This window comes from Izhakiella australiensis (genome assembly GCF_002006995.1).
GTDB lineage: Bacteria > Pseudomonadota > Gammaproteobacteria > Enterobacterales > Enterobacteriaceae > Izhakiella > Izhakiella australiensis.
On the sequence record NZ_MRUL01000008.1, the window covers coordinates 115,914 to 128,805 of the forward strand.

The 12,892-nt window shown below is 57.5% G+C and carries 6 protein-coding genes and 2 tRNA genes; 5 read left to right on the top strand and 3 right to left on the bottom strand.

All coding sequences use genetic code 11. The annotated features are described in order from the left end of the window. Positions 1-125 precede the first annotated feature (125 nt). From ptrA to recD, 3 genes are read left to right on the top strand one after another with little or no spacing between them, the layout of a single operon-like run. Positions 126-3,014 (top strand): pitrilysin, encoded by a 2,889-nt coding sequence (gene ptrA, locus BTJ39_RS13065; protein WP_078003143.1) that lies wholly within the window; start codon positions 126-128, stop codon positions 3,012-3,014. After that, positions 3,011-6,550 (top strand): exodeoxyribonuclease V subunit beta, encoded by a 3,540-nt coding sequence (recB, locus tag BTJ39_RS13070; protein ID WP_078003144.1) that lies wholly within the window; start codon positions 3,011-3,013, stop codon positions 6,548-6,550. The genes ptrA and recB overlap by 4 nt, the downstream gene beginning before the upstream one ends. Continuing rightward, a complete protein-coding gene (gene recD / locus BTJ39_RS13075) occupies positions 6,547-8,379 on the top strand; it encodes an exodeoxyribonuclease V subunit alpha (protein WP_078003145.1) in 1,833 nt (610 codons plus the stop codon). Before recB ends, recD begins: the two co-directional genes overlap by 4 nt. 35 nt (positions 8,380-8,414) lie before the next feature. Here the strand turns inward: recD and argA are convergent, their stop codons facing one another. Further along, positions 8,415-9,743 (bottom strand): amino-acid N-acetyltransferase, encoded by a 1,329-nt coding sequence (argA, locus tag BTJ39_RS13080; protein ID WP_078003146.1) that lies wholly within the window; start codon positions 9,741-9,743, stop codon positions 8,415-8,417. 227 nt (positions 9,744-9,970) lie between these two features. Between argA and amiC the strand changes: the two genes are divergently transcribed. Next, positions 9,971-11,215 (top strand): N-acetylmuramoyl-L-alanine amidase AmiC, encoded by a 1,245-nt coding sequence (gene amiC / locus BTJ39_RS13085; protein ID WP_078003147.1) that lies wholly within the window; start codon positions 9,971-9,973, stop codon positions 11,213-11,215. A gap of 59 nt (positions 11,216-11,274) precedes the next feature. On the opposite strand, the gene BTJ39_RS13090 is transcribed toward amiC, so the two are convergent. After that, positions 11,275-11,351 (bottom strand) — tRNA-Met (locus BTJ39_RS13090). Positions 11,352-11,449: 98 nt separating this feature from the next. Continuing rightward, positions 11,450-11,526, bottom strand: a tRNA-Met gene (locus BTJ39_RS13095). Between the two features lie 192 nt (positions 11,527-11,718). Here BTJ39_RS13095 and mltA point away from each other — a divergent pair. Beyond that, the gene (mltA, locus tag BTJ39_RS13100; protein WP_078003215.1) at positions 11,719-12,834 is read left to right on the top strand and encodes a murein transglycosylase A; all 1,116 of its coding nucleotides are present in this window, start codon (positions 11,719-11,721) and stop codon (positions 12,832-12,834) included. Positions 12,835-12,892: the final 58 nt, after the last annotated feature.

Consider the following 12,892-nt stretch of genomic DNA (forward strand, 5'->3'; position numbering starts at 1 on the left):
CATGCTGTAGGCTGTTTAGCGGGCTGCGAGCCATATGCCCCCTGAGAGGCGGAGCAAAAGCCGCATTGCCGGGGTTAATCCACAGTATGGTAAAGCGGTAGCAGGCTGAACGTTGAGGAGACTGGATGCGCGGGTATGGATGGTGGTTAGGTAGTTTTCTGATGGCAGCAACGCTCTGGAGTCCGGTTTCGCAGGCCGCTTCAGCATGGCAGCCCATCGCAACGTCCATTCGTAAGAGTGAAAAAGATCCGCGACAGTATCAGGCCATCAGGCTTAATAACGGTATGACGGTGCTGCTGGTTTCCGACCCTCAGGCGCCGGAGTCGCTGGCCGCGCTTACGCTGCCCGTCGGTTCTCTGGACGACCCTGATAGCCAGCTGGGTCTGGCGCACTATCTCGAGCATATGCTGCTGATGGGATCAAAGAAATATCCGCAGCCGGATAACCTGGCGGAGTTTCTTAAAAAACACGGCGGCAGCCACAATGCCAGCACCGCCTCTTATCGTACCGCTTTCTTCCTTGAAGTCGAAAATGATGCCCTGCAACCGGCCGTCGATCGGCTGGCGGACGCGATTGCGCAACCGCTGCTCGATCCGCTGAATGCCGACCGGGAGCGCCATGCGGTTGACGCCGAGCTGACGATGGCGCGCGCACGCGACGGGTTGCGTATGGCTCAGGTGGGCGCGGAGACCTTAAATCCGGCGCATCCCGCCTCGCGTTACTCCGGCGGCAACCTTGAAACCTTGCGCGATAAGCCGGGCAGCAAGCTGCACGATGCGCTGGTGCATTTTTATCATCATTACTACTCCGCTAACCTGATGAAGGCGGTGATCTACAGTAACCAGCCGCTTGATAAGCTGGCCCGCATCGCCAGTCAGACCTTTGGCCGGATCGCCAATCATAATGCGCGCGTAGCGACAATTAAGGCGCCGGTGGTCACCGGGGCGCAGAAAGGCATCCTCATTCATTACGTGCCGGCGCAGCCGCATAAGCAGCTGCGTATTGAGTTCCGTATCGGTAACAATAGCGATAAGTTCCGCAGTAAAACCGATACCGTGATTAGCTACCTGATAGGTAACCGCAGTAAAAATACCCTCGCCGACTGGCTGCAAAAGCAGGGGCTGGCCGACGGCGTTAACGCCGGCGCCGACCCGATGGTTAATCGCAACGGCGGCGTGTTTACCCTCTCGGTTTCGCTAACCGATGCCGGTCTGGCTCAGCGCGATAAGGTCGTTGCTGCTGTTTTCAGCTACCTCGACATGCTGAAAAAGCAGGGCATAGATAAGCGCTATTTTGACGAGGTATCGCACGTCCTGGCGCTCGATTTCCGCTATCCCTCGATCACCCGCGATATGGATTACATCCAGTGGCTTGCCGATATGATGCTGCGCGTGCCGCCGGCTGATGTGCTTGACGCGCCGTGGCGCGCTGACCGCTACGATCCGCAGTCGATCGCCGCCAGGCTAAAGGAGATGACGCCGCAAAACGCGCGCATCTGGTATATCAGTCCTGGCGAACCGCATAATAAACGCGCCTATTTCGTCGATGCGCCCTATCAGGTGGATAAAATTAGCCCGCAGCAGTTTGCTGACTGGCAGCGTCTGGCGGCGGCGATTTCGCTCTCTGCGCCAGCGCTTAATCCTTATATTCCGGATGATTTCACCCTGGTTAAAACGCCGAAGCCCTATGCGCATCCGCAGCAGGTGTTAAATGACGCCGGGCTGCGGGTATTCTATATGCCAAGCCGCTACTTCGCCGGTGAACCGAAGGCCAGCATCAGCTTTTTCCTGCGTAACCGGATGGCAATGAGCACGGCAAAAAATCAGGTGCTTTACGCCCTTAATGATTATCTGGCGGGTCTGGCGCTGAATGAGCTTAGCTCTCAGGCGTCAGTGGCCGGTATTAGCTTTTCTACCGCTGAAGATGACGGCGTGTTGTTTGAGGCCAGTGGCTTTACCCAGCATTTACCGCAGCTTATGACCACCCTGGTGCAGGGTTATGCCAGCTACCAGCCCAGCGAGCAGCAGCTTGCTCAGGCAAAATCATGGTATCGGGAGCGTCTTGATGCCGTTGAAAAAGCCAAACCTTATGAGCAGGCTATTATGCCTTCGCAGCTACTATCGCAGCTGCCTTATACCGAGCGAAGCGAACGACGTGAGCTGCTGAATGGCATTACGCTGCAGGAGCTGCTTGATTATCGCAAGGCGTTGTTAACCCAGGCGACGCCTGAAATGCTGGTGGTTGGTAATATGACGCCGACGACCAGCATCGGGCTCGGGCAAACCCTCAGGCAGGCTGCCGGCAGCGTCGGGCACGGCTGGTGGCACAGCAACTACGTGGTGCTGGATCGGTTAACGCAGGGTAATTTGCAGCGCAGCGGCAGCAGTTCAGACTCGGCGCTGGCGGCAGTGTATGTTCCTGTTGGCTATGAGGAATATCAGAGCATCGCCAACAGCGCGCTGCTAAGCCAGATAATTCAGCCGTGGTTCTATAACCAGTTGCGTACTCAGGAGCAATTGGGCTACGCGGTATTTACCTTTCAGATGCCGGTTGGCCATCAGTGGGGGATCGGCTTTTTACTGCAAAGTAGCGCTAAACAGCCCGCTTATCTGATGCAGCGTTTTAACGCTTTTTATCCGCAGGCGGAGAAGCGGCTGCGGCAGATGAGCAAGTCGGATTTTAGCCAGTATCAGACGGCAATCATTAATACTCTCAAGCAGCGCCCGCAAACGCTGGATGAAGAGGCTGGCCGCTTTATTAAAGATTTTGATCGGGAAAACTATCGCTTTGACACTCGCGCCAGAGTCATCGGGCAAATTGCCGGGCTGACGCCGCAGGGCATCGCCGACTATTTTCACCAGGCGGTGGTTGCCCCCAGCGGTCTGGCATTACTGGCGCAGATTAGCGGCAATAGTCAGCCAGCGGCGGAATATGCCGCGCCGCCGGGCTATACAACCTGGCAGACGGTGTCTGCGCTGCAACAGTCGTTATCCAGCAAAGGTGAGACGCCATGAGCGAACGTAAGCCGGAGCGGCTGGATCCTTTTCAGCTGCCTCTGCGCGGTGAACGGCTGATTGAAGCGTCTGCCGGTACCGGAAAAACCTTTACTATCGGCATCCTCTATTTGCGTCTGCTGTTAGGATTAGGGGGCGAGGCGGCTTATCAGCGTCAGCTGACGGTGGATGAGATCCTGGTGGTGACCTTTACCGAAGCCGCGACCGCCGAGCTGCGCGGGCGCATCCGTGAGAATATCCATCGGCTGCGGCTGGCCTGCGTGCGCGGCTATAGCGATGATGGCGTGCTGGCGGCGCTGCTCAGTGAGCTTTCTTCCCTTGATGAGGCGGCGGAGTGGCTGTTGGCGGCGGAGCGTCAGATGGATGAGGCGGCAATTTTTACCATTCATGGTTTTTGTCAGCGCATGCTGAACCTTAACGCTTTTGAGTCAGGTATGCCGTTTGAACAAACGCTGCTGGAAGATGAGCAGCCGCTGCGTCGGCAGGCCACCGCCGATTTCTGGCGGCGCTATTGCTATTCGCTGCCTCTGCCGGTTGCCCGCGTCATGGCTGACCTGTGGCGCGGCCCGGATAAGCTACTTGCCACGCTGTCACCCTGGCTGGGAGGCGAAGCGCCGCGCTTTAAAATCGCGCCGGAGGATGGCGAAACCTTAACCGGCCGCCATGAGCGCATCGTCGCCCGGATTAACGCTATGAAAGCGCTGTGGCTGGCGCAGGGCAAGGACGTGCAGGCGCTGATTAGCGACTCAGGAGTGGATAAACGCAGTTACAGCAGCCGCTATTTGCCCGAATGGCTGAATAAAATTGACCTGTGGGCGGCGGCGGAAACTGACGGCTATGAGGTGGTTAAAGAACTCGAGCGTTTTGGTCAGCGCGTGCTGGAAGAAAAAACTAAAAAGGGCGAGGCGCCTCGTCACCCGCTGTTTAGCGCGATTGATCATTTCCTTGCGGAACCGCGCTCTCTGCGCGATCTGGCGATTGCGCTGGCGCTGAAAGAGGTGCGTTCCGCCATTCGTCAGGAGAAGCTGCAGCACGCGCAGCTGGGTTTTGACGATCTGTTAAGCCGACTGGACGAAGCGCTACAGCGCGCTGGCGGAGAAAGCCTTGCGCAGGCGATACGTCAGCGCTTTCCGGTGGCGTTAATTGATGAGTTTCAGGATACCGACCCGCAGCAGTACCGTATTTTTCATCGGCTTTATGGCCGCAGAGAGGAAAACGCGCTGCTGCTGATTGGCGACCCTAAACAGGCGATTTACGCTTTTCGCGGCGCAGATATCTTCACTTACATGAAAGCGCGCGCAGCAGTAAACGCGCACTACACCCTTGAAACGAACTGGCGCTCATCCCCGTCGATGGTTGCCAGTGTTAACCGGCTGTTTGACAGCCAGCCACAGCCTTTTTTGTTTGCTGAGATCCCCTTCATTCCGGTTAAAGCGGCACCGCCTAATCAGACGTTGCAATTTACCCTGGCGGGTAGCGAACAGCCGGCGCTGCGCATCTGGTTGCAGCCCGGTGAGGCAGTGAGTAAGCGCGAATATCAGGATTATATGGCGCAGCAGTGTGCCGCAGACATCTGTCGCTGGCTGCAGGCGGGGCAACTGGGCACGGCGCTGATCGGTAAAACCGGCGCAATGCACGCGCTGCAGGCTTCGGATATTACCGTGCTGGTGCGTAGTCGCGATGAAGCCACTTTGATACGCGATGCGCTGGCGGCGCTTAATATCCCTTCGGTATACCTGTCTAACCGTGAAAGTGTTTTCGCCACGCCGGAAGCGCGGGAGATCCTCTGGCTGCTGCAGGCGGTGCTGGCGCCGGAGCAGGAGCGTACGCTGCGCAGCGCGCTGGCGACCTCGCTGTTTGGTTTTGATGCGCTGACCCTGGATGCGCTGTCGCAAAACGAGCAGCAGTGGGATGCGCTGGTCGAGGAGTTCAGCGAATACCGTGAGCTGTGGCTGAATCGCGGCGTATTGCCGATGCTGCGCGACCTGATGATGCAGCGATCAATCGCGGAAAACCTGCTGGCCTCCGAAGCGGGAGAGCGTCGTCTGACGGATGTTATGCATCTTAGCGAATTGTTGCAGGAGGCCTCGGCCTCCCTCGACGGCGAGCATGCGCTGGTACGCTGGCTGGCGCAGTCGATTGCTGAGCCGAACAGCAATGCTGCCAGCCAGCAACTGCGGCTGGAAAGCGATCGTCATCTGGTAAAAATTGTCACCATCCATAAATCAAAGGGTTTGGAATATCCGTTGGTATGGCTGCCTTTTATTGCCAGCTTCAGAGAAGCCAGTCAGGGGCTTTATCACGATCGTCAGAGTTTTGAAACGCTGCTGGACCTGCAGGATGATGCGCAAAGCGTTGAGCTGGCGGAGCAGGAGAGGCTGGCTGAAGACCTGCGTCTGCTGTACGTCGCCCTTACCCGTGCGAAATGGCATTGCAGCCTTGGGGTTGCGCCGCTGATCAAAGGCAATCGTAAAAAGGAGGGCGCCAGCGATCTGCACAAAAGCGCCCTCGGCTGGCTACTGCAAGGCGGTGAAGCACTGGATGCGGCGCAGCTGCGCAGCGCGCTGGAAGCGTTTTGTCAGCAGGGGATAGCACTGTGCACGGCGGCGGAAACGGTTACCACGCCCTGGCAGCCGGTAGGGGAAGAGACCCAGCAGTTGGTCAGCCGCAGGGTTGAACGCAGTCTGGCCGATCGCTGGCGGGTTACCAGCTATTCCGGTTTGCAGCAGCATGGGCAGGCGCGGGCGCTGGATCTGCTGCCTCGCCTCGATATCGATGCGGCGGGGGAGCGCGGTCAGCCCATGGAAGAGCCGACGCTCACGCCCCACAGCTTTCCACGTGGCGCAGCGCCTGGCACTTTTTTACATGCACTGTTCGAGCAGCTGGACTTTACCCAACCGATCGACACCGACTGGCTGGCCGGGGCGCTACAGGCTGCGGGATATGAAGCCCACTGGCTGGCGGTGATTCAGCAGTGGATGGACACCGTGCTGCAGGCGCCGCTTCTGGATAACGGCCTGAGCCTTAATCAGCTTAGCAATGCCAGTAAGCGCGCCGAGATGGCCTTTTATTTGCCAATCGACCGTCTGCTGAATGCTGAAACGCTGGATGGGTTGATACGTCGCTTCGACCCGTTGTCACAGCAGACTCCGCCGCTGCAATTTCATCAGGTGCGCGGGATGCTGAAGGGGTTTATCGATCTGGTCTTTTGCTGGCAGGGCAAATATTACCTGCTGGACTATAAATCAAACTGGCTGGGAGAGGATGCGTCCGCCTACAGCCGCCAGGCCATGGAAGAAGCGATGTGCAGCCATCGTTACGATTTACAGTATCAGCTATACAGCCTGGCGCTGCACCGCTACCTGCGCCAGCGAATTAAGGATTATGACTACGCGCGTCATTTTGGCGGCGTTATCTATCTGTTTTTACGCGGCGTGGATGGCAAGGGTAATGGCGTATTCACCACACGGCCGGATGCCGCGCTGCTGGCCGGGCTGGACGCCTGCTTTGCCGGAAGTGAAGAGGCGGCGCTATGAATAGCATGAGTGTGCTACTGCAACGCGCCTGCGAGCAGGGAATGCTGCGGCCGCTGGATTTACAGTTTGCCTTGCTAATTGCCAACCAGCATCCGCAGCTCATGCTGGCAGCGGCCTGGGTGAGCGCCGAGGCCGGGGCCGGGCACGTCTGCCTGCCGCTGGCGCGCATGACGCGACAGCATTTATTCGCCGCCCGCGATCCACAACTGTCTGAGGCTATCTGGCTGGCGGCGGGGGCGCCGCAAAGCTGGCTGGGGCTGCTTAAATATCAGGATACGGTTAGCGAGGGCGAGTCACCAACCCCGCTGGTTTTGAGCCAGCAGCGACTCTATCTTAATCGCCTGTGGCAAGCTGAAGGGCGGGTTGCGGCGTTTCTTTCCCCGGCGCAGTCGGTGGCGGCGTTTCCCGCTGAGCAACTGCGCCAGGTGCTCGATCACCACTTTGGGCGGCAACTGCAGGACTGGCAAAAGATTGCGGCAGCGGTGGCCCTTACCCGGCGGGTAGCCATTATTTCCGGCGGGCCGGGAACCGGTAAAACTACCACCGTGGCAAAGCTGCTGGCGGCGCTTATTCAACTCTCACCGGAACCGCTGCGTATTCAGCTGGCAGCGCCGACGGGTAAAGCGGCGGCGCGTCTGACGCAGTCGTTAGGCAACGCGCTGGCCGGGTTAGGCCTTAGCGCGGCGGAAAAAGCGCGTTTTCCTCAGGAGGCTACCACGCTGCACCGTCTGCTGGGCGCCAGGCCTGATAGCCAGCGTCTGCGCCACAATGGGGATAATCCTCTGCATCTGGACGTGCTGGTGGTGGATGAAGCCTCGATGGTGGATTTACCGATGATGGCCAATCTGATCGCTGCATTGCCCGAGCGTGCGCGGGTGATTTTCCTCGGTGACCGCGACCAGTTGGCTTCGGTTGAGGCCGGCGCGGTGCTGGGCGATATCTGCAGCTGTGCCGGTCAGGGTTACAGTCCGCAGCGCGCGCAGGAGCTGCATCAGCTTACCGGCTGCGAATTGATCGCTAGCGATGTCGTTGACGCGGTAGCGGTACGTGACAGTATTTGCTTGCTGCGTACAAGCTACCGTTTTGATAGCCACTCTGGTATTGGTCAACTGGCACAGGCGGTCAACAACGGTGATGTTGCTCAGGCTGAGAAGGTATGGCAGCGTGGATTCACTGACATTAGCCTGCAGCCGCTGCTGAGCCAGCAGGACTACCAGCAGATGCTGGAGGACGCGGTCGCCGGCTTCCGGGACTACCTGAGTGCGTTGCAGGCCGGCGCCGCCCCGGAGGCGGTGCTGCGCCAGTTTAGCCATTACCAGGTTCTCTGCGCGCTGCGCGAGGGGCCTTTCGGCATTCAGGGGTTAAATGAGCGCATTGCTCAGGCTCTGCAACGTGCCGGACTTATTCAGCGGCCGCCCGGAGGCAACCGCTGGTTTACCGGCCGCCCGATAATGATCGCGCGCAATGACAGCGCCCTCGGCTTGTACAATGGCGATATCGGCATTGCGATGCCTGACGATCAGCAGAGGTTGAAGGTGTTTTTTATGCTGCCTGACGGCAGCGTTAAAGCGGTTCAGCCTAGCCGTTTGCCGCCGCATGAAACCGCCTGGGCGATGACGGTTCATAAATCGCAGGGGTCGGAATTTGAGCATACCGCGCTGGTGCTTCCCGGCCAGGTTCTGCCGGTGCTGACCCGTGAACTGGTTTACACCGCGATCACCCGCGCCCGCGAACGTTTGTCCCTGTACGCCGACGGTAAAATATTGCAGGCAGCGATCCGCTCCCCTACCGAACGGCGCAGCGGATTGATCGCACGCCTGGCGCCATAGCTTCCTCAGACAGCGGGCAGCCTGCCCGCTGTACGCTATTTAAGGTCGGCCATCAGCACTTTTGATTTTCGCTGGAAGTTATAAAGCTTCTTCTTGGTTTCGGGGAGATGCTCGACATCCACCGGCATGAAACCGCGTTCCTGAAACCAGTGGATGCTACGGGTAGTCAGGACGAATAGTTTCTTCAGGCCCATCTGCTTCGCCTGCAGCGCGATGCGTTCCAGCAGCGCCTCGCCACGGGAAGAGCTGCGATAGTCGGGATGAACGGCGACGCAGGCCATCTCGCCGATTTTCTCTTCGGGGAACGGGTAGAGCGCCGCGCAGCCAATGGTCAGGTTATCGCGTTCAACAATGGTGAATTTATCAATTTCCATCTCCAGCTGTTCGCGTGAGCGACGCACCAGAATTCCCTGCTCTTCCAGCGGACGAATAAGCGCCAGAATGCCGCCGATATCGTGGATGGTCGCGCGACGAATACGCTCGGCGCTTTCCATGACAATCTGCGTGCCGATGCCGTCGCGCGAGAATAGCTCCTGCACCAGAGCGCCATCTTCCTGATAGCTGATAAGGTGGCTGCGCCGCACGCCGCTGCGACAGGCATTGACCGCACCGCGCAGGAAGCGCACGGTGCCTGAAAGATAGTCGCCCTCGCTTTCGCGTCGATCCAGATAAGTCTGTGCTTCATTGGGGAACAGCTCGGAGATGATGTTGCCGTCATCATCACTGACGCCCTGGCCGCCGCAAAAGCCGATCATTTTTTCAGCTTTAAGCTTAATCGCCAGCTGGGTTGCCACCTCTTCCGAAGTCAGGTTGAAACTTTCACCGGTAACGGAAACCGCTACCGGGCCGAGCAGCACGATGGCGCCGCCGTCAAGCTGGCGATGGATAGCCTCCTCGTCGATCCGGCGAATACGTCCGCTGTGGCAATAATCGACGCCGTCATCGACGCCGAGAGGCTGGGCAATAATGAAGTTGCCGCTCACGACGTCAATATGTGCGCCCTGCAACGGAGAGTTACTCAGACTCATTGAAAGCCGGGCGGTAATATCCAGCTGCAGCCGTCCTGCCGCCTGCTTCACCAGCTCCAGCGACTGGGCATCGGTGACGCGGATATGCTTATGATAAACCGGTTCGAGGTGGTGTTCGGCAAGGTTAGCGTCGATCTGCGGTCGGGCGCCGTAAACCAGCACCAGCCGAATGCCAAGGCTGTGAATTAAACCGATGTCATTAACGATGTTGGTAAAATTTTCATGCTCAATGGCCTCACCACCCAGCATAATGACAAATGTTTTGCCCCGGTGGGCATTTACGTAGGGGACGGTATGGCGGAAGCCATGGACCAACTCAGTGCTACGTTCCTTCACGTCAGACCCTCATAAGTGCATTTTTATTCGTAAAAAATGTATTTTTATTCTTTTACCGCCCAGGCGCAAGTGGAATCCGGCCAGAGAGATGCGTCAGGACAGTAAAAAACCTCTAATCTGTTGCATTTTATCGCTTTTTTAGGGTGACACCGGCTGGCGGATTGGGTAAAGTTTTGCCAAAACTTTTTATCGCTTCATTTTTATACAACACAGCAAAGCGGAGCTGCATGTCCCATCCTGATTTTAATGTGAGCCGTCGTCGCTTATTACAAGGTGCCGGCGCTGTCTGGTTACTTAGCGTCAGCAAGGTTGGACTGGCCGCCAGCAGCCACGTTGTGGCGGTGCGTATCTGGCCTTCTACCACCTATTCGCGTTTAACTATCGAATCCAGCACGCCTCTTCAGTATAAACAGTTTGCGCTGACTAACCCCGACAGACTGGTGGTTGATATTGAAAATATTCAGCTTAATCAGGTAATGAAGGGGGTGGGTGAACTGGTGCGCCGGGACGATCCCTATATTAAAAACGCCCGCGTAGGCCAGTTTGATGCCAACACGGTAAGGCTGGTGCTGGAGCTTAAGCAAAACGTCGCGCCGCGCCTGTTTACCCTGGCGCCGGTCGCAGGCATAAAAGATCGCCTGGTGCTGGATCTGTACCCGGTGAAGCCGATTCCCGACGATCCGCTATTAGCATTACTGGAAGATTACAATAACGGCAAACTGGAGCAAGACCAGCCGGCCGAGGCGCCATTGCCCGGCAAGGCGGGGAAAGACCGGCCGATTGTGATTATGATTGACCCCGGACACGGCGGGGAAGATCCGGGGGCCCACGGTAAAATGAAAACCCGGGAAAAAGATATCGTGCTGAAGATGGGGCGCTATCTGAAGGCGTTAATCGATAAAGAACCCAATATGCGTGCGCACATGACGCGCAACGAAGACGTGTTCATTCCCTTAAAGGTGCGGGTGGCAAAAGCGCGTCGGGTGCGTGCCGATCTGTTTGTTTCCATTCACGCCGATGCCTTTACCAGCCGAGCCGCGCGCGGCTCGTCGGTATTTGCGCTCTCCACGCATGGTGCAACCAGCGCAGCGGCACGTTTTCTGGCGCAAACGCAGAACGAGTCGGACTTAATCGGCGGGGTCAGTATGAGCGGCGATCGCTATCTCGACCATACCATGTTTGATATGGTGCAGCGCCAGACGATAAGCGACAGCCTGAAATTTGGTAAAGAAGTGCTGTCGCGGATGGGGGGGATTAATCATTTGCACAAGCGCACTATCGACCAGGCCGGATTTGCAGTGCTGAAAGCGCCGGATATCCCGTCGATTCTGGTTGAAACCGCATTTATCAGTAATATTGAAGAAGAGCGTAAGCTGCGTACGCCGCGTTACCAGCAGCAGGTTGCCCGGGCGATCCTCGCCGGCATCAAAGCTTACTTTGCCAACGGCGCGGTGCTGGCCAGGCATAAATAACCGGGGCCCGCAGGCAAATTGCGGGCATAAAAAAACACCCGAAAGGGTGTTGATTGTGTTGGTTGCGGGGGCCGGATTTGAACCGACGACCTTCGGGTTATGAGCCCGACGAGCTACCAGGCTGCTCCACCCCGCGTCCGTCTTACTTCTTAATTGTCAAACCCCGGAGCACTGCGCCGCTTAAGCGTTTGGAGTTTGTGAACCAGCGCGAAAACGTCTCGTTTTAGCGTTGATTGGTTGCGGGGGCCGGATTTGAACCGACGACCTTCGGGTTATGAGCCCGACGAGCTACCAGGCTGCTCCACCCCGCGTCCGTGGATGCGCACTATACTCTGCAATGGATTGTATGCAACCCTTTTTTTGCCTTCAGCGGTCAACTGCCGTTTTGTTGAACAATGCCGGGTTCGGGCCTGTCTGCCTCGCTGCTTTATATGCACGCCACATTTCTTTATGTCGTTGCCTTTGTTATGGTTCTTGAAAATCAGCGAAGGGGCCCGGCGGTAATGAAAGGATTGGCAATAAAATTATGTCTGGTAGGTACGTTGGCAGCGTTGCTGGCGGCCTGTTCTTCAAAGCCAACCGACAGGGGGCAGCAGTATATCGATGGCAAGCTGGAACAGCCCTTTGCGCTGGTCAACCAGCCGAATGCAAAAGGAACGCCGGTAAATGCCAAAGATTTCTCCGATCAGCTGCTTGAGATTCAGTATGCCTCCCCTGCAATGTATAATCGCCAGCAGGCGACCTATAACGCCATTAAAGGCTGGCTGATGTCGGGCGGGGATACCCGCCAGCTGCGGCGCTATGGCCTTGATGCCTTCCAGATGGAAGGCGTTGATCACTACGGCAACGTTCAGTTTACCGGCTATTACACGCCGGTGTTGCAGGCGCGCTATACCCGTCAGGGGGCTTTCCAGTATCCCATCTACCGTATGCCGCCGAAATACGGGCGTCGCCTGCCAAGCCGTGCGCAAATCTATAACGGTGCGCTAAGCGATAAATATGTCATCGCCTACAGCAATTCGCTGATGGACAATTTCATTATGGATGTGCAGGGTAGCGGCTATGTTGACTATGGCGACGGCCGACCGCTGACCTTCTTTGGCTACGGCGGTAAAAACGGCCACGCCTACCGCAGTATTGGTAAGGTGCTGATCGACCGCGGTGAGGTAAAACGCGAAGATATGTCGATGCAGGCGATTCGCGACTGGGGCGATAGTCATTCGCCAGCCGAAGTGCGGGAACTGCTGGAGCAAAACGCCTCGTTTGTGTTCTTTAAGCCTGAGCCGTTTACACCGGTGCGCGGCGCCAGCGCGGTGCCGCTGGTGGCAAAAGCTTCGGTGGCGGCGGATCGCGCGCTGATCCCACCAGGTTCCGCGCTGCTGGCTGAGGTTCCTTTGCTGAATGATAAAGGTAAATTCGACGGCAAATATGAGATGCGGGTGATGGTGTCGCTGGACGTCGGCGGCGCGATTAAAGGCCAGCACTTCGATATTTATCAGGGCATCGGTCAGCAGGCGGCGCATCTCGCTGGCTGGTATAATCATTACGGGCGCGTCTGGGTGCTGCGCGCCGCGCCGGGAACCGGTCTGTTTACGCAGACCGCCGCTGCCGGTAACTAGTTAATCAGCTAACCCTGTTGCTGCTGCGGGCCGTCTCCGACCCGCTTTACGTTTTGTT

Coding starts and splice junctions, on each gene's coding strand:
- ptrA (WP_078003143.1), top strand. CDS start 126: ATGCGCGGGTATGGATGGTGGTTAGGTAGTTTTCTGATGGCAGCAACG.
- recB (WP_078003144.1), top strand. CDS start 3,011: ATGAGCGAACGTAAGCCGGAGCGGCTGGATCCTTTTCAGCTGCCTCTG.
- recD (WP_078003145.1), top strand. CDS start 6,547: ATGAATAGCATGAGTGTGCTACTGCAACGCGCCTGCGAGCAGGGAATG.
- amiC (WP_078003147.1), top strand. CDS start 9,971: ATGTCCCATCCTGATTTTAATGTGAGCCGTCGTCGCTTATTACAAGGT.
- mltA (WP_078003215.1), top strand. CDS start 11,719: ATGAAAGGATTGGCAATAAAATTATGTCTGGTAGGTACGTTGGCAGCG.